Raw genomic sequence first — 17,698 nt, forward strand, 5'->3', positions numbered from 1 at the left:
CCCTTAAATAAGGCGATAAGGAGGACAGCTTTCTTGTTGGGAATTTCTTTTGCCGGACTTTAAATTGGGAATGAGCTTGATAGCTGGCGGTTCCTTTCGGAATCGTCCCATTAGAGATTAAAAGAAGTTAGGCAAGGAGGCTGAATATGGAGAATAATTCAGAAGAGCGTAAGGATTTGGTATCGTTTGGAGATATCAATGCCGATTACACCCCGATTTTCCGGCGTGGTTTTTCCAAGCAGCGTTGCTATGAGATGAACCTTGGAGGCACGGCATCCAACGTTGCTGTGGCCGCTGCGAGACTTGGTGCGAATACCTCGTTCGTCGGCAAGGTCGGTGACGATTTCATGGGAAGGTTCCTGCGCAGGGAGCTGCAGAGCAACGGTGTGGATTGCAGTTCGTTGTTGACCGATTCCGATCTGTTCACTTCGCATGTGTTCGTCAGTCTTTTCAATGGTGAGCGCAGCTTCAGCTTCGCCGTCGACGGCAGTGCTTCACTCAATGTGAATATGGATGAATTGGATCTCGACAAGGTTCTCAATACCCGCATGCTGTATGTGGCTGGTGTGAGTTTCGTCGACGCTCCCTTGGGACGCACGGCGCATGTCCTGCTTTCCGAAGCCAAGAAGCGCAATATCCCCGTGGCCATCGACATGAACTATCGTCCGACCGTCCACAAGTCGCCTCAAAAACTGATCGACGCCTTGAATGAGGAAATGAGCAACATATCGATTCTCAAGGGTTCCGTTGAAGATTTCGATGTCGTGTTCGGCACCCGCGATTTGGAAGCCGTGTCCCGCCTGGTCAATCCCAAGGGTGTGCGTCTGTTGATCATGACGGAAGATGCCAGAGGCGCTTCCTGGGCATGGGATGGCGAGGAACACGGCATCAACGGATTCCGCACCAACCTTATCGACACCACCGGCGCAGGTGACTGCTTCATGGGTGCGTTCCTTTACACGCTCCTGCATCATTGCGATCTGTGCGACCTGAAGAAGGACGAGCTCAACGAGATGGTCCGTTTCGCCAACGCCGCCGCATCGCTGTGCGTGGAAGGATACGGCGCCGTCGAAGCGATGCCGTACCCGGCCGAGGTCGAGGAACGCAACGAGAGCCAGACGATCGACGAGAGGAGCGAGTGAGATGAAAAGCATAAAACAGATGCATTGGTGGACTTTGGTCACCGACCGTGAGCAGTGGACGCTGAAGCCTTATTCGTTGTTGCGCAGAATCCTTATCAATCTTGTCGGTGTTGTCATCGTCTCCATCGGCATCGGCGTCTGCAATGTCGGCTTCGTGGGCGTCGACCCGTATGCGGCGTTTTTGATGTCGCTTTCCCATCTTACGGGCATCGCCTACACGTGGATGGTGCCTCTGGTGAACACGATTCTGTTCATACTGATCGTGATTCCTTTCGACCGTTCGATCTTCGGCTTCGGCATGATCACCAATATGACGCTCGTCGGGTTCTTTACCGATACGTTCACCACGATCTACCATCACTTCTACAATCCGACGTTCTCTTGGTGGATTCTCGCGATCCATCTGGTTATCGGCCTGTTCTTCTTCTGTCTCGGCGTCTCTCTGCAGATTCGTCCGAACCTCGGCGCCTGCCCGTATGACGGCATCGCTCCGAGCCTGCACCGTCACTTCCCGAAGATTAGCTACCGCGTGTTCCGCACTTGCCAGGACATCATCACGATCATCATCGCCGGTATCCTGATCAAGTTCAACCTCGGCATCGGCATCCTCGGCGTCGGCACGATCATCATGGGCTTCTTCATCGGCACCAGTGTGGACTGGTTCAGCAAGCATGTCACCGAAAAGCTCCTTGGGGTCCGTGGTGAGAACAACGAGCCCATCAAGAAGGCCGCCCTCGCACAGTAAAGCTTCTTTACTTGCTATGGCTTTATCGGCCTAAAGAGGAGATAAAGCCATAGCGACATTGGTTATATGACGATTGAAAAGGAGGTCATCATGACCAGCACAATGATGAAAACCAAGGGCAAAATAGGTTTGCTTGCCCCTAAGCGCACGGAGATTCTCAACGACGAGATACGTTCAGTCAAACCGAGAATCGACGTCGAACGTGCCGGAATCGTTACCGAAAGCTATGAGAAGACCGTCGGATTGCCACAAGTGCTTCGCCGCGCATATGCGTTGAAGGATCTGCTGATGAAGAAGACGATTTTCATCGGCGATAACGAACTGATTGTAGGTAACCACGGTTCCACACTTCGTTCTGCACCCATCTATCCTGAATTCGGCAGCCTTTCGCGCGAAGAGCTCGAGAAGATGCCGGTTCGCCAGGTCGATACCCTACAGATTTCGCCCAAGGAAATCGATTATCTGGTCGATGACATCTTCCCGAAGTGGGAAGGCTATTCCACGAGCTCCTTGGCCCGTAACCTTTTGCCTTCGCAGATCACCGATATTCTAGACTCGCCGTACCGTCCCTTTGATCCTCTAAGCAGGGCTTCGTCTGGTTACGGACATTATCAGCCCAACATCAAGCGGATCATCAACGAAGGCTTCGAGGGTTCAGAGCGTCTTGCGGCCAAGAAACTCGCGGAGCTTGATCCGACGGATCTGGAATATTCCGACAAACGTGCGTTCTACATGGCTGTTCAGGTCGTTGTGGACGGCGTACGAGTCTTCCAGCAGCGCTTCTCGGACTTGGCGACTGGTATGGCCAACGAGACCGACGACCCGGAACGTGCCAAAGAGCTGAGACTCATCGCCAGCAACTGCGCTCAGGTGCCGTATCGTCCGGCGCGCAATTTCTTCGAGGCGGCGCAATCCTATTGGTTCACGCTGCTCATCGATTACTGCGCCCAGAACGGCGGCGCGATTTCCGGTGGGCGTTTCGATCAGTACATGTACCCCTTCTATGTCAAGGATCTCAAGGACGGAACCTTCACCAAGGACGAGATTTCGACCATCATCCAGGCGTTGTGGGTCAAGCACATGGACCTGATCAAGGCCAAGTCCTATTCGTCGGCACGCAACAACGGCGGCTTCGCCACCACCATCGGCATCACCCTCGGCGGTGTCGACAAGGATGGCAACGACGCAGTCAATGATTTGTCGTATCTGTGCCTGGATGCAGAAGAGGCCGTGTTTAATTCCGAGCCGAACGTAGGCATTCGAGTCAGCAAGAAGACCCCGGACGAGTTCGTGAACCGGGTTCTCCGGATTCTTGGCCATAAGGAGGGAGGCAAGGACCCGTTCTTCAACGATGAACGGATCATCCCTGCTCTGATGCGCGAACATGGCATGAGCCTCGAAGAGGCACGTGACTGGTCGTTGGTCGGCTGCGTGGAACCGACCGGCCAAGGTAACACCATGGCACGCACCAACAGCTGCTACTTCAACCTTGCCAAGTGCCTCGAACTGGCGATCAACGACGGCAAATGCCCGATATCCGGCCAGCAACTCGGACCCCATACTGGCCATTTCGCCGATATGAACACCTTCGACGACGTCAAGAAGGCCTACAGCGAGCAGGTCGACTACTTCGTTTCGCTGATGGTCTGCTCGCTTAACACGATGGCGACGCTTCATAAGCGCCAGACTCCGCACATCTATTCTTCGATTCTAATCGACGGATGCCTTGAATCCGGCCATGACTGCACTGATTGCGGTGCTCTCTACGATGCCACAGGCGTCAACGGCGTGGGTCTTTCGGATGTGGCGGATTCGCTGCTGGTCATGAAGCAGCTGGTATTCGACGAGTCGAAGATGAGCCGTGAGGAACTTGTCAAGTCTCTTGAGACCGACTTCTCCGACAAGGTGATCCAACAGCGTTGCCTAAACGTTCCGAAGTACGGCAACGACAACGACGAGGCCGATGAGATGGTCGCGTACGTGGCCAAGCAGTACTCCGATTCTGTGCGTCGTTTCAAGAGCCCGGGCGGCGGCCATTATATTCCCGGCCTGTTCTGCCTTTCCTCGAACACGCCGCTCGGCCGTCAAGTCGGTGCGCTTCCCAGTGGTCGTAAGGCTTTGACACCGTTGGCCGACGGTGGCATCTCGCCCAAGCAAGGTGAAGATGTCGAAGGGCCGACAGCCGAGATGAAGTCCGTGGCGAGCTGGGACCAGACGCAGGCGCTCAACGGCGTATGCCTTAACATCAAGTTCGTCCCGGCTCTGATTCGCAATGCGACGGATCGCCAGAAGGTCGTCGATCTGATTCGCGGTTACTTCGATATCGGCGGTGTCCATATCCAGCTCAACGTGTTGTCTTCCGAGACGCTCATCAACGCGCAGAAGCACCCTGAGAACTACCGTGGTTTGGTGGTTCGCGTGGCCGGATATTCGGCGTTCTTCGTGGAGTTGGATCGTGACATCCAAAACGAGATCATCTCGCGAACCGTCAATGAAAGCATCTGAGAGGTAAGAAATTGGCAACGGACCATCCGTCCATGGGACGAGTATTCAATATCCAGCGGTTCTCGATTCACGACGGACCGGGCATACGCACCGTGGTGTTCCTGAAGGGTTGCTCCTACTCGTGCACCTGGTGTGCCAACCCGGAAGGCATCAAGTCGTATCGTCAGGTGATGTTCTCGTCGAAGAAATGCATCGAATGCGGTCTTTGCGTTGAAGCGGCGCAGAACGGTGAAGTCGAGATGCAGAATGGAAAATTGGTGCTGCACCGTGAACGGATACGTCCGTCGCAACTCGAATGGGTAAAGGCGTGCCCTACAGGGGCTTTGAAGATCGTCGGCGATATGCAGAGCGCCGAGGAAGTCACCGAAAAGGTCTTGCGGGACATGCCTTTCTATCGCAGAAGCGGGCAGGGAGGTGTCACTTTTTCCGGAGGGGAGCCGTTGGTACAGGCCAGATTCGTCGATGAGACGGCAGGGCTGTGCAAAGAGCACGGTCTGCATACCGCGGTCGAAACGGCTGCCGGTGTGCCTTTGAAATCGATTGTCGAGGTAAGCGACAACATCGATCTGTTCATCTGCAGCCTGACCTCCACCGACCCGGAAACCTACCGGAAGTATATGGGACATTCCAACGAGACTTCATTGGCCAATATCCGTTGGATGGCCCGTTACGATCCGGAACGGCTCTGCGTGAGGTCCCCGCTGATACCGGGCGTCAACATGGAGAACGGTCAGGTCGAGGACATGATCGAATTCCTCACCGATGCCGGGGTGAAATACTACGATGTGCTGCCATTCCACCGTTTGGGCACTTCGAAATATACAGGACTGGGAAGGGCTTACGACTTTGCCAAGCTCGACCCGCCCAGTGATCAAAGCATGGAAGAAATTCGTGGCGAGATTCGTCGTCACGGTATGAGCACGGATTTTCCCAAAGGCCTGTCCGACGGGCACAAGGCGGAGATACGTCAAGATTTTTCAGTTACAAAAAGGAGTAAAAATGACTGAAGGAACAACACAACGCAAACCTGCGCAAGAGATGACGAAGGCGGAATTGGCCAGATATATCGACCATACGATTCTGCGTCCCGAAGCCACTGAAGACGAGATCAGGCAGATCACGCGCGACGGTGTCGACTTCGGGGTGGCATCGGTCTGCGTTAACCCTGCATCGCTTGATTTTGCGGCTCCTATTGTGGAGAACACGAGCACAGGTCTATCGGTCGTCTGCGATTTTCCCTTCGGGCAGGGGACTGCCGAAGACAAGACGCAATTGGCCAAGGAATATTGCCGTCATGAAGGTCTGACGGATCTGGATATGGTCATCAACTATGGCATGGTCCGTTCCGGGCATGCGGCCGAGGCTGGTGAGGAACTGCGTGGTGCCGTCGATGCCTGTCGGCAGGCCGGGGTGGTTTCCAAGGTCATCATCGAGACGGATGCGCTTTCCGACGAGCAGATTGTCGAAGCCACCGAAGCGGTGATTGCTTCCGGCGCCGATTTCGTCAAGACCTCCACTGGCTTTTATACCGGCGGCCCGACGGTAGGCGGTTCGGTCGAAGTGATGAAGAAGGTCATGAACGCCGCAAACGGGCGTATCAAGGTCAAGGCTTCGGCTCACATCCGCACCCGTGAGCATTTCCTGGCGCTTATTGATCTTGGTGTCGACCGTATTGGCCTCAACTGCACTTCCACGCCGAAGGTGCTGTCGGGTGCTGCAGAATAGAAAACTGAAAGCAGCGAATTACCGTATTGGCGGCTGCAAGGCTCATACATCGACGTGAAGTAATTGATGGTTGCCTTTGGGCCACCAATCCAAAGCAAAAGGTGGGAATCTTTATGGATTCCCACCTTTTCGTATTCATCGTTGTCTCGATGCGGTAAGGCAAGAGTTATTGTGATTGCTTGTTTGTCTTGTCGCTATCGGTTTCAGGGCCGACTGTGATCAGTTGGGTATGGGCTTCAATCAACTGTTCAGGCCTGATGTTTTCAGGTGTCTTGTCAGTGATGATGTAATCGAAATCGGATAAGGTGCCGGCGATGTACAGTGCGCGCTTGCTGAATTTCGAGCTGTCGGCCAGAAGAATCTTGGTTTCCGATATTGAAAGCATAGTCGACTTCAGTTCGGCGGTGGCATCATAGGAATCGGCGGCGCCGCGGCTGGTGACGGAAGTCGTGGATATGAAACAGATATCGGCTTGTAGCGATTGCAGGGCGTGAATTGCCATATGGCCATGGAAGGCGTTGGCCCAAGGATAATAGAGGCCGCCGGTCATATACAGGCGTATGCCGGAGGCACTCATCAGCTGTTCGCCCGCAAAGACGGAATTGGTGATGACGGTCAGCGGAGCTTTCTTTTTGATGAAATCCAGCAAAGGCAATACCGTCGACGAATCATCGAGGATGATGGTCGAGTCGGGGCGGATGAATTCAGAGGCCTTGGTACAGATAATCTCCTTGGCTGCCAGGTTACTTTCGTATCTTGAAGAAGGTGGTATCTCGCTGGTGAAAGACCGCGAAAGCACGACTATACCATTGTCGAGCTGAAGAATGCCCTCCTTCTCGAGCTTCTTGATGTCCCGGTAGATAGTGACATCCGAAAAATGCAGTTGTTCCGCGATGTCCTTGACCTTGGTAGGACCATTTTCCGCCAGCAAATGCTGAATCTGGACATGCCTCGCGCCGATGTCCTCTCGTTGGTTTCCCTGCATCATACCTTCTTTTTTCTTCGGCCTTGTTATGGCTGAGGCGGAAAAGCCGTAATCGTTTTTCGGAAGCTGGATGGACGTTTCTCTGATTGTTTGTCCTCCCCGGCAAGTGTCATAAAAGCAATCGGGACATGTAAAGAATCGTCAATCTTTTATAAGATCTGTGGGTCGCTTTATATATCCCGGTTGCTTGATCAACACTGTCGTTGGCTGTTTACTGTTGGGCTTCCACGGCGGTGAGGGCCACTGTGTTGATGATGTCCTCGACGAGGGCACCGCGGGAGAGGTCGTTGACGGGCTTGTTGAGACCTTGCAGCACCGGGCCGATGGCGATGGCGCCGGACGTGCGCTGCACGGCCTTGTAGGCGATGTTGCCGGCGGCCAGGCTCGGGAAGACGAAGACGTTGACATGGCCTGCCACGTCGTTGCCCTTGGCCTTGGTGGCGGCCACGGTGGGAGACCAGGCGGCGTCGAACTGGATGGAGCCGACGGCCGGCAGATCCGGAGCCTTCTCGTGGACGAGCTTGGTGGCTTCTTCGACCAAGTCGACGTCCGGGCCTTTGCCGCTGCCAAGCGTGGAGTAGCAGAGCATGCCCACCTTGGGGTCCACGCCGAAGGCGCGGGCGGTGTCAGCGGACTGGATGGCGATGTCGGCCAGCTGCTCGGCGTTCGGGTTGAGGTTGATGGCGCAATCGGCGAAGACGGCCACATGGTCCTTGAAGCACATCAGGAACGCGCCGGAAACTAGCGAGGCACCAGGCTTGGTCTTGATGACCTGCAGCGCCGGGCGCACGGTGTTGGCGGTGGAGTTGATGGAGCCGGAGACCAGGCCATCGGCCTTGCCAAGCACGACCAGCATGGTGCCGAAATAGCTCGGGTCGGTCAGCTGCTTGCGGGCCTGTTCCTCGGTCATACCCTTCTTGGCGCGCAGCTCGCAGAGCTTGGCGACCATGGGCTTCAGGACCTCTTCGTCGTCCATTGGCTGATAGCTGGCCTTGTCAAGCGAGTTGAGACCCAGCTCCTTGCCGCGGGCGAGGATGGCGTCCTTGTCGCCGACGATGATGAGGTCGACGATGCCGCGCTCGAGCAGGTAGTCGGCGGCTTTGATGATACGGTCTTCCGAGCCTTCTGGCAGCACAATGGTCTTCTTGCCGGCCTTGGCCTTCGCCAACAGTTCGTTCTGGAAAGCGTACGGAGTGGTGGGGGCGTCGAACGGCGTACCGGCGGCTGCCACGATTTCATCGGCCGGGGCGTTGTCGGCAAAGGCCTTGGTAGCCTTTTCGGCGGCATCAGAATCGGTGTCCGACGGGAAATCAACGGCCGGAATGGTCCAGACCGGAACGGGGAAGTCCTTCAGCGCTTCCTTGGCATCCGCGGCCTTCTCAGGCGTGCAACCAGTGACGAAGATGCCGGCGACCTTGCCGCCAGCCTGTTCGACTTCGGCCGTGCAGGTTTCGACCGTTGCCTTCACCTGTTCGCCGTTGCGCGGAATGGTGCAGATGGCGAGGAAGGTCTTGGCCTTGAGGTCGGAGGCGATATCGGCATTGAATGTGAACGCTTCCGGGTCGAAGACAGCAGAACCGTCACTGCCGACAATGACCATCGAATCCGGGTTCGTGCGTTCGAGTTCTGTGCTGTAAGCTGCGACGATATCGCCGCGGGCCCCGCTCTTGTCGCGGCGGGCACACTTCGGGCACACGCCGCGCACCTGCTCGACGGACTGGCCGGCATTGGCAGCCTTGAGCAGTTCGGCGGTGAAGGTTTCCTTCTTGCAAGCCACTGGACGGAACACGGCGGTCTTGCCTTTGGCGGCAAGCGCCTTGACCACGCCGTAGGCCACCACATTACGGCCGTTCTTGCCTTCGGGGCTGGCGATATAAATGACTTCGTTTGTCACGATGTAACTCCTTTGTGCATGTTGCGCACGATCTTTTCGATCAACTACGATATCGATCGTTTCCATTTTAGGCCATGGTGTGACGTAGACGGCTTTCGGCAAACCAATGGGTAAATCAGATAATAAAAGGGACATCAGGCCGAAACCCGATGTCCCTTTTATTATTACGTGACTACCTGGAGCGTAGTCGAATGAACGTTAGCTCACTCGTTGTCGCTGCCGGTGCTCATGGCGGCCTTGGCGGTTGCCTTGGCGTCCTGGTTCTTCACGTCGGAGTATACGAAGCCGGTGTAATCCGGGTGATCGTAGCCCTCGTCGACGGCGAACTGGAAGGCGTCCTTGCGGAACTGCTCCAGCTTGTCGATCTCGTGGGCGTACTTGTCGGCGTCGAGGGTGCGGAGCACCTCGCAGGTCAGCTCGTAGCGATCCATGTCGTTGACGCGCACCATGTCGTAAGGCGTGGTGGTGGAGCCCTCTTCCTTGTAACCGTGAACGTTGAAGTTGTCGTGGTTCGGGCGGTTGAAGATGATGGACTGGATGTCGTGAGCATAGGAGTGGTATGCGAAGAGGACCGGCTTGTCGGCGGTGAAGAGTTCGGTGAACTCGTCGTCGGTGAGGGCCTCGTCGTTGTCCTTGGGGCTCTGCAGCTTCAGGATGTCAACGACGTTGACGACCTTGAACTTGATGCCGAACTCCTTGAGCTTCTCGCTGGCGGCCATGATCTCCAGAGTGGGGACGTCGCCGACGGAAGCGAGCACGATCTGCGCTTCGTCGTTGTTCTTGGCGGTGGAGGCCCACTTCCACTCGGCAGCACCCTTCTTCAGCTCTTCACGAGCCTCGTCGAGGGTGATCCAGGTGGCGGCAGGCTGCTTGCCAGCGAAGATGGCGTTGATCTTGTTGGTGGACTTGAAGGCCTTCTCGGCGACGGCCAGCAGCATGTTGGCATCGGCGGGGAAGTACTCGGCCACAACGTGATCGTTGTTGAACGTCTTGTTCAACAGGACGGAGCTCACGCCCGGGTCCTGATGGGAGAAGCCGTTGTGATCCTGACGCCACACGTGCGAAGAGATCAGCATGTTGATGGAAGCGACGGGCTTGCGCCACGGAATGTGACGAACCGTGGCTTCGAGCCACTTGGCGTGCTGGTTGAGCATGGAGTCGATCACGTGGGCGAAGGACTCGTAGGTGCTCCAAATGCCGTGGCGTCCGGTGAGGACGTAGCCCTCGAGGAAGCCTTCCATCTGATGCTCGGAGAGCTGCTCGATGACCTGGCCGGTGACAGCCATGTGCTCATCGGTCTGCTCGGAAAGATAACCGTTGTCCCACTGCTTGTTGGTGACTTCATAAGCCGCCTGCAGACGGTTGGATGCGGTCTCGTCAGGTCCGAAGATACGGAACGAATCCGGGTTCATCTTGATGATGTCGCGGGTGTAGTTGCCCAGCTGACGGGTGGCTTCGAGCTGACCCCAGCCGTGGCCGAACTCCTTGACGCCCTTGACTTCGTAAGCGTCGAGATCGGGGAGCTTAAGATCCTCGCGGATGCGGCCGCCGTTGGCGTTCGGGTTCTGGCCGATGCGCAGTTCGCCCTTGGGCATGAAGTTGGTGACTTCGGGACGAATCGCACCCTTCTCGTCGAAGAGCTCTTCCGGCTTGTAGGATTCCATCCAGCCCTTGAGGACCTGGAAGTGGGCCTCGGTGTCGCGGGCGCTGGCCAGCGGCACCTGGTGAGCGCGCCAGGAACCTTCGGTCTTCTTGCCGTCGATGTACTTCGGGCAGGTCCAGCCCTTCGGCGTACGGAAGATGATCATCGGGTAGGTCGGACGATCCATGTCGTCGGTCTGCGCCTTGGCCTTGATGTCGCAGATCTTGTCGAAGACCTCTTCGAGCATGTCGGCGAAACGACGGTGGATGGACATGTGGTCCTCATCGTCGAAGCCCGCGACGAACTCGTAAGGCTCATAGCCCATGCCCTCGAAGAACTCGTGGAGCTCCTCATCGGGGATACGGGAAAGAATGGACGGGTTGGCGATCTTGTAGCCGTTCAAGTGCAGGATCGGCAGCACAATGCCGTCGGTGCGCGGGTTGACGAGCTTGTTGGACTGCCAGCTGGTGGCCAGCGGGCCGGTTTCGGCTTCGCCGTCGCCGACCACGGCCGGGACGAAGAGGCTCGGGTTGTTCATGATGGCGCCGTAAGCGTGGCTCAGCGCGTAACCGAGCTCGCCGCCTTCATGGATAGAGCCCGGGGTCTCCGGAGCGTAGTGGGAAGGAATGCCGCCCGGGTAGGAGAACTGACGGAAGAACTTCTGCAGTCCGGCCTCATCCTTGGTGATGTTCGGATAATACTCGGTGTAGGTGCCGTCGAGATAGGACTGCGAGGTGCCTGCAGGGCCGCCGTGGCCGGGACCCATGATGAACACGGTGTTCTGCTGATGATCCGCGATGAGGCGGTTGATGTGGCCGAACAGGAAGTTCAGGCCAGGGGTGGTGCCCCAGTGGCCCACGAGACGATACTTGACGTCCTTGCGGGTGAAGGGCTCCTTCATCAGAGGGTTGCTACGCAGATAAATCTGACCGATGGAAAGATAGTTGGCGGTGCGCCAATACTTGTCGACTCCTTCGAGAGCCTCATCAGAAACCGGCTTGCCGAGCTTCTTCCATGGGGTGCCAATAACAGGACTAGTCATTTATGCTCCTGTACTCCTGTACACATTGTGTGCAATTGATTATTTTCTTCGGGCTCAAACCTTTGTTAGAATTGATGTTCAGGGTTCTTGCCCAATCGCTGTAGATTTTACGTGGCGACTCAGACTTTTGGACGTTTTTTTGCACCTATGTGCACTCTTGGAATGTTTTTGTGAAATAATGTTGTATTCTACAAAAAATATGTTAGATTTTCGCACGTAAAAAAACGACTTACAAACGTTGGAATTGAGCCATAAACTCCCGAGTACCAACGCTTTTCGATGTTCGATTCACAGAAAATTCACGCGGCGTGTTGTTTTTTGTGATGTTGTTTTTTGTTTGTTCCGCATCCACCGCACAAACACTTGATTTTGTCGCCTTGAACCGCGAGAATGGACACTACTTTACATCAGTTTCATACCGAAATATCTATAGGGGAGAATCCATGGCAAAAGGTCCAGTGCTTGTCGTTGACTTCGGAGCGCAATACGCCCAGCTTATCGCGCGGCGCGTGCGCGAGGCGCATGTCTATTCCGAATTGGTGCCTCATTCCATGCCGGTGGACGAGATGCTGGCCAAGGACCCGAAGGCCATCATTCTTTCCGGCGGCCCCGCTTCGGTTTATGAACCGGGTGCTCCGAAGATCGACAAGAAAATTTTCGAGGCCGGGGTGCCGGTGCTGGGCATTTGCTATGGCTTCCAAGTAATGGCCAATGAACTGGGAGGCAAAGTCGACAAGGCAGCGCTTGGCGAATATGGCAAGACCGAGGCCGTGATTGACGACGCCGAAGGCGTTCTTGCAGGTTCCCCTGCGAATCAGACCACGTGGATGAGCCACGGGGTTGCCGTTGAAGAGGCGCCGAAAGGCTTCAAGGTTCTGGCGCACACCGAAGGCGCCCCCGTCGCTGCGATGGAGGACGAGTCGCGCAAGCTCTACGGCGTGCAGTGGCATCCCGAAGTCAAGCACACTCCGCTTGGCAGTGAGCTTTTTTCGACTTTCCTTCATCAGTGCGCCGGCCTGCCCAGCGATTGGGACGCCGACAATATTATTGACACGCAGGTTCGTAAGATTCGCGAGGAGGTCGGCGACGCCGAGGTCATCTGTGGACTTTCGGGCGGCGTGGATTCCGCGGTCGCGGCGACGTTGGTGCATAAGGCCATCGGCGATCAGCTCACCTGCGTCTTCGTCGACCACGGTATGCTGCGCAAGGGCGAGGCCGAGCAGGTCCGCCATGATTTCGTGGAGGCCACAGGCATTCGTCTCATTGAAGTCGATGCTTCCGAAGAGTTCCTGACCGCTCTGAAGGGTGTCACCGAGCCTGAACGCAAGCGCAAGATTATCGGCGAAAAGTTCATCCGTACCTTTGAGAAGGCCCAGCAGCAGGTTCTGGAAGAGGCCGGCGCCCGTGGCAAGGAAGTCAAGTTCCTGGTGCAAGGCACGCTTTACCCCGACGTCGTCGAGTCCGGCGGCGGTGACGGAGCGGCCAACATCAAGTCGCACCACAACGTCGGCGGTCTGCCCGATGACGTCAAGTTCAAACTCATTGAGCCGTTGCGCAGCCTGTTCAAAGACGAGGTGCGCGCCATCGGCACCAAGCTCGGCCTGCCCGACAACATCGTGTGGCGCCAGCCGTTCCCGGGCCCGGGTCTCGGCATCCGTATCATCGGCGAGGTCACCCGCGAACGCCTCGACCTGCTGCGCGAGGCCGATGCCATCGCCCGCGAGGAGATGACCCAGGCCGGACTCGACCGCGACATCTGGCAGTGCCCGGTGGTTCTGCTCGCCAACGTCCATTCCGTGGGTGTGCAGGGCGACGAACGCACCTACGGCTCGCCGATCGTGCTGCGTCCGATCTCCTCGGACGACGCGATGACCGCCGATTGGTACCGTCTGCCTTACGACGTGCTCGCCACGATTTCCACGCGCATCACCAACGAATGCCGCGGTATCAACCGTGTGGTCCTCGACTGCACTTCCAAGCCGCCGGCCACCATCGAGTGGGAGTGACGTCGGTCGTTCTCATTGCGTAATCGCTGAGAATCGAAAATGATGCCCTGCGTTTCGGCGTAAGGGCATCATTGATTTGTGTGCAATAAATAATAAGGTATCTATAAAAACTGGAAGGGGATAGCGGTGAGCAGGCGCGAACGCACGGGGTTGGTCATTCTGGGATTGGTATTGGCCGGGGCGAACCTGCGTATGCCGATCACCATGATGCCGCCGCTGTTGCCGGACCTCAAAGCCGAAATCGGTTTGCCGACCTCACTTGCCGGGCTTCTGACCACCATCCCGCTTCTGGCCTTCGCGCTCGCTTCACCTCTGATGGGCAAGGCCGGTGCACGCCACGGCAGCGTGAAAGTGCTGATGATGGCGCTTACGGTGCTGAGTGCCGGCAGCTATCTGCGCATCATTCCCTCGGTATGGGCACTGCTGATCGGCACTGCGGCGCTCGGCATCGGCATCGCGGGTGGCAACGTGCTTCTGCCTGCGGTCATCAAGGAACGCTTTCCAAAAAGCATAGCCGGCAAGACGACGCTCTATACCACAGCGCAGGTGCTGGTCGCCTCGCTGGGCACCGCGACTTCCGGCATTATCGCCTCCCATATCGGCATCAAGAGCAGCATGGGCCTGTTCGCTCTGCTGGGGCCAATCGCGCTTGCTGCTTGGTTGCTGATTTGGATTTCCGGGCCGAAAGACAAGACCAGCGTCGAAGTGAAGAACGATGGCCGTCCGCTCGTCGACAGGACACCATGGCGTTCGCGGCTGGCATGGGTGATTCTGGCCTATTTCGGCATGCAATCGATGCTGTATTACTCTTTGCTGACCTGGCTGCCGTCGATATGGCAAGCTGTCGGTTTCAGCGCCGTGGTCGCGGGCAACCTCGCCACGCTCTTCCAGTTGAGCGGTATGCCGCTGACCATGACCGTGCCACTCATCGCCGAACGCAAGCACGGGCTGGCGATTGTCAACGGTATCGCCGGGGGAGGTTTTGCGCTCGGGATTTTGGGGATCCTCATACCTGGCGCGAACCTGCCGCTCAACGTGGTTTCGGCGGTATGTATGGGGCTGGCGACGGCCGCCTCGTTCAGCATCTGCATCGTCTTCTTCCAGAAGCGCACCACTTCGGCCGCCGACACCGCGCGCCTGTCAGGAATGGCTCAATCCGGAGGCTATCTTTTCGCCGCCATCGGCCCCGTGGCGCTGGGAGCCCTGAACGGACTATTGCATACGTGGACGCCCATCATCCTGCTGGTTCTCGTGGTCATCATCACGATGTTCGCCGCCGGCCTGGTCATCATCCGCCATCGTGATATCTACGAGGGGCTAGACTGAATAGCATCGGTTGCACAGCGAAACTGAAAGGCAGAAGCAATGACGATTCTTACCGATACCTATAAGCTCAACAATGGCGTTCGCATCCCCAAGATCGGGTTCGGCACCTGGCAGATTCCCGACGGCGACGTGGCCTACGATTCCGTGCGTATGGCGCTGGACGCCGGCTACCGTCATATCGACACCGCCTACGTCTACGGCAATGAGCGTAGCGTCGGGCGTGCTATCCGCGAGTCGGGGATCGACCGCGACAAGATTTTCGTGACTTCGAAGCTTCCGGCCGAGGTCAAAGAGGCCGATGGGGTGCTGCCGCATTTCGAAGCGACCATGGAAAATCTCGGCCTTGAGACGCTCGACCTTTATCTCATTCACGCGCCCTGGCCGTGGAGCCACGCCGGGCACATGCGCATGGACGAGGAGAACCTCGCCGTGTGGCGTGAAATGGAGAAAATCTACGCTTCCGGCCGGGTGCGCGCGATTGGGGTGTCGAACTTCGATAATCTTGATTTGAAGAACATTCTTCATCACGCCGAAGTGACGCCGGCCGTCAACCAGATTCAATATTACGTCGGTGCCACCGAGCCGAGGAACAGGACGTGCGCACAATCACACGGACTGTTGATCGAGGCCTATTCGCCGCTGGCCACCGGCGGACTGCTGGATAATCCGGAGCTTAATGCAATGGCCGAAAAGTACGGGGTCTCCACCGCTCAGCTCGCGATTCGTTTCTGCCTGCAGAACGGCGTGCTGCCGCTACCTAAGGCGACGCATCGCGACCATATCGAAGCCAACACGCAGGTCGATTTCACCATCAGCGACGAGGATATGCAACGGCTTAACGCGTTCGACGACCCGAATCCCGACAACCACAATCCCAGCCAGCGCTGAACCCAAACGTATTATGGGCGAATCTCGCCAAGCAGCGAATCGATTTCGCGGTTGCGTCGTTCGATGTCTGCGTTATCGGATTTGAACAGCTCGAGTATTTGGCGGGCGACGTCCAACGTCTCTTTGTCGCGTTCGCCGGCATCGGTGAACGATGAGACGTTGATGAAAGTATCCAAGGATTTCGGATCGTTGTCTGCCACGGCGCGTCTGACGATGCCCTGCAGCATGATTTTGAGGTTTCTTGTGCTTTTCCTGTCGGCACGACGGCGTTCGAAATAGGGAAGGAACAAAGCGACCAATACTGCGGCGGTCTCGGCGACGGCTGTGGCCCATTCGGCAAGCGATCCGATTTCCATGGAAATATCACCAACTTTTTCTTTTGGGGTATCAACAACTCATGAAGTGTACACCCATGGAAATGCAAAGCGTTTTCCGAGAGGAGTTGAATCCGGCGAGTGTCGTTTTGTCTGACATTATTTTCCGCTTGGAAATATCTAAGACGCGAAAGCGTGATTAAATGGAATGGAATGATCCGTCACCTTCGAAAGGAACAAATATGAATGAAAACGAAGCCATGGACCTGCTGAAAAAGTTCATCGGGCTGCATACCGAGAACGGCAACGAGAAGGTCGTCGCCGACGAGATCAAGGCGATCTTCGACTCTGCCGACGTGCCGTGCAAGGTGCTGCCGCTCGAGGAAGATCCGACCCGTGCGAATCTTGTTGCCGAACTCGGCCACGGCGAGCCGATTCTCGGTATCACCGGGCACATGGACACCGTTTCCGCCCAGCAGGAAGGCTGGAAGACCGACCCGTTCGAGGTCACCGAGGATGGCGATCTGATCTACGGCCGCGGCGTCACCGATATGAAGGCCGGGCTGGCCGCCATGGTCTTTGCCATGCTCAACCTCAAAAAGCACGAGGATCAGATGCACGGCACCGTGCGCTTCCTGGTCACCGCTGGCGAGGAGGTCGGCATGCCGGGCGCCGAAGCACTCGAGAAGCAAGGCTATATGAAGGGCGTCGAAGCGCTGCTGGTCGGTGAGCCTTCCGGCTACAACATCGTTTATGCCACCAAGGGCGAGCTCAATCTCAACATCGCGATGAAGGGCAAGGCAGCGCACAGCTCCACTCCGGCGCTTGGCATCAACGCCGTGGAGAACCTGCTCGAGTTCCTGGATGTCATCTCCAAGCGCATCAAGGCCGCGGCCGCGGGCAAGAGCAACCCGGATCTTGGCGACACCGTCTACAATATCGACGTCATCCGTGGCGGCCAGCAGGTCAACGCCATCCCCGAATCCGCCAGCGCCGAAATCAATATCCGCATCATCCCCGAGTTCAGCAACAAGGAGATCCTCGCGATTCTCGACGACGAGGTTGCCAAGTTCAACGAGAGCCACAAGGCGAAGGTTTCCTACACGGTGGGCATGGATATCATCCCGGTCATCGGGCCGAAGGACGCCAAGCTCGTCGACATCGTCAAGTCAGTGGGGGAGCGCCACTTGAAGGAGCAGGGCAAGCCCGCCGAGATTCCGATGTTCGGCGTCTCCGGCGGCACCGACGGCAGTGTGCTCCTGCTCGACAGCCCCAAGGACACCGCTTACGTGATGTTCGGGCCGGGCAATGACACGATGCACTGCGTCAACGAGAGCCTGCCCAAGCAGATGTACTTCGACTTCATCGGCATTTACGAAGACATCATCAACGAGTACATGGGCATCAAGAAGTAATACGGTATAATTGTGGTCGGCCGGTAACCTTGCATACATGGCTAGATTGTCGGTCTGTTATTTGCCGTT

General features: G+C 56.8%; 13 protein-coding genes. 9 read left to right on the forward strand and 4 right to left on the reverse strand.

Annotation, left to right across the window (positions count from 1 at the left end; translation table 11 throughout):
• Positions 1–146: 146 nt before the first annotated feature.
• The 5 genes from OZX72_RS03995 (at position 147) to deoC (ending at position 6,117) form a co-directional block, all read left to right on the forward strand.
• Positions 147–1,142, forward strand: a complete 996-nt coding sequence (locus OZX72_RS03995) for a carbohydrate kinase (protein ID WP_277159115.1) — start codon at positions 147–149, stop codon at positions 1,140–1,142.
• A 1-nt stretch (position 1,143) separates the two neighbouring features.
• Positions 1,144–1,887, forward strand: a complete 744-nt coding sequence (locus OZX72_RS04000) for a hypothetical protein (RefSeq protein WP_277159116.1) — start codon at positions 1,144–1,146, stop codon at positions 1,885–1,887.
• Between the two features lie 90 nt (positions 1,888–1,977).
• A complete protein-coding gene (locus OZX72_RS04005; protein WP_277159117.1) occupies positions 1,978–4,392 on the forward strand; it encodes a pyruvate formate lyase family protein in 2,415 nt (804 codons plus the stop codon).
• 32 nt (positions 4,393–4,424) lie between these two features.
• Entirely contained in the window at positions 4,425–5,399 is a 975-nt protein-coding gene (locus tag OZX72_RS04010) for a glycyl-radical enzyme activating protein (protein WP_277159118.1), read from the forward strand.
• Positions 5,392–6,117, forward strand: a complete 726-nt coding sequence (gene deoC, locus OZX72_RS04015) for a deoxyribose-phosphate aldolase (protein ID WP_277159119.1) — start codon at positions 5,392–5,394, stop codon at positions 6,115–6,117. The genes OZX72_RS04010 and deoC overlap by 8 nt, the downstream gene beginning before the upstream one ends.
• A 166-nt stretch (positions 6,118–6,283) precedes the next feature.
• Here deoC and OZX72_RS04020 read toward each other — a convergent pair whose 3' ends face one another.
• The 3 genes from OZX72_RS04020 to OZX72_RS04030 all read right to left on the reverse strand — a co-directional run bounded on the left by OZX72_RS04020 (position 6,284) and on the right by OZX72_RS04030 (position 11,680).
• Positions 6,284–7,105 carry a DeoR/GlpR family DNA-binding transcription regulator gene (locus OZX72_RS04020; RefSeq protein WP_277159120.1) on the reverse strand — a complete coding sequence of 274 codons (822 nt, stop codon included), beginning with the start codon at positions 7,103–7,105 and terminating at the stop codon, positions 6,284–6,286.
• A gap of 208 nt (positions 7,106–7,313) precedes the next feature.
• The gene (gene pta, locus OZX72_RS04025; protein WP_277159121.1) at positions 7,314–8,996 is read right to left on the reverse strand and encodes a phosphate acetyltransferase; all 1,683 of its coding nucleotides are present in this window, start codon (positions 8,994–8,996) and stop codon (positions 7,314–7,316) included.
• 203 nt (positions 8,997–9,199) lie between these two features.
• Positions 9,200–11,680 (reverse strand): phosphoketolase, encoded by a 2,481-nt coding sequence (locus OZX72_RS04030; protein ID WP_277159122.1) that lies wholly within the window; start codon positions 11,678–11,680, stop codon positions 9,200–9,202.
• A gap of 443 nt (positions 11,681–12,123) precedes the next feature.
• Here OZX72_RS04030 and guaA point away from each other — a divergent pair, with 443 nt between their 5' ends.
• From guaA to OZX72_RS04045, 3 genes are all read left to right on the forward strand, one after another.
• Complete coding sequence (guaA, locus tag OZX72_RS04035) at positions 12,124–13,686, forward strand: glutamine-hydrolyzing GMP synthase (protein WP_277159123.1); 1,563 nt, start codon at positions 12,124–12,126, stop codon at positions 13,684–13,686.
• 126 nt (positions 13,687–13,812) lie between these two features.
• The gene (locus OZX72_RS04040; protein WP_277159124.1) at positions 13,813–15,012 is read left to right on the forward strand and encodes an MFS transporter; all 1,200 of its coding nucleotides are present in this window, start codon (positions 13,813–13,815) and stop codon (positions 15,010–15,012) included.
• 39 nt (positions 15,013–15,051) lie between these two features.
• Positions 15,052–15,900, forward strand: coding sequence for an aldo/keto reductase (locus OZX72_RS04045; RefSeq protein WP_277159125.1), 849 nt, complete (start codon positions 15,052–15,054; stop codon positions 15,898–15,900).
• Positions 15,901–15,911: 11 nt separating this feature from the next.
• On the opposite strand, the gene OZX72_RS04050 is transcribed toward OZX72_RS04045, so the two are convergent.
• Positions 15,912–16,256 (reverse strand): hypothetical protein, encoded by a 345-nt coding sequence (locus OZX72_RS04050; protein WP_277159126.1) that lies wholly within the window; start codon positions 16,254–16,256, stop codon positions 15,912–15,914.
• 200 nt (positions 16,257–16,456) lie between these two features.
• On the opposite strand from OZX72_RS04050, the gene OZX72_RS04055 reads away from it, so the two are divergent.
• Positions 16,457–17,629, forward strand: coding sequence for an ArgE/DapE family deacylase (locus OZX72_RS04055; protein WP_277159127.1), 1,173 nt, complete (start codon positions 16,457–16,459; stop codon positions 17,627–17,629).
• Positions 17,630–17,698 lie beyond the last annotated feature (69 nt).

Origin of the sequence: Bifidobacterium sp. ESL0769, from assembly GCF_029395495.1 — a bacterium.
Taxonomy (GTDB): domain Bacteria; phylum Actinomycetota; class Actinomycetes; order Actinomycetales; family Bifidobacteriaceae; genus Bifidobacterium.

Coding starts and splice junctions, on each gene's coding strand:
- OZX72_RS03995 (WP_277159115.1), top strand. CDS start 147: ATGGAGAATAATTCAGAAGAGCGTAAGGATTTGGTATCGTTTGGAGAT.
- OZX72_RS04000 (WP_277159116.1), top strand. CDS start 1,144: ATGAAAAGCATAAAACAGATGCATTGGTGGACTTTGGTCACCGACCGT.
- OZX72_RS04005 (WP_277159117.1), top strand. CDS start 1,978: ATGACCAGCACAATGATGAAAACCAAGGGCAAAATAGGTTTGCTTGCC.
- OZX72_RS04010 (WP_277159118.1), top strand. CDS start 4,425: ATGGGACGAGTATTCAATATCCAGCGGTTCTCGATTCACGACGGACCG.
- deoC (WP_277159119.1), top strand. CDS start 5,392: ATGACTGAAGGAACAACACAACGCAAACCTGCGCAAGAGATGACGAAG.
- OZX72_RS04020 (WP_277159120.1), bottom strand. CDS start 7,105: ATGATGCAGGGAAACCAACGAGAGGACATCGGCGCGAGGCATGTCCAG.
- OZX72_RS04030 (WP_277159122.1), bottom strand. CDS start 11,680: ATGACTAGTCCTGTTATTGGCACCCCATGGAAGAAGCTCGGCAAGCCG.
- guaA (WP_277159123.1), top strand. CDS start 12,124: ATGGCAAAAGGTCCAGTGCTTGTCGTTGACTTCGGAGCGCAATACGCC.
- OZX72_RS04045 (WP_277159125.1), top strand. CDS start 15,052: ATGACGATTCTTACCGATACCTATAAGCTCAACAATGGCGTTCGCATC.
- OZX72_RS04050 (WP_277159126.1), bottom strand. CDS start 16,256: ATGGAAATCGGATCGCTTGCCGAATGGGCCACAGCCGTCGCCGAGACC.
- OZX72_RS04055 (WP_277159127.1), top strand. CDS start 16,457: ATGAATGAAAACGAAGCCATGGACCTGCTGAAAAAGTTCATCGGGCTG.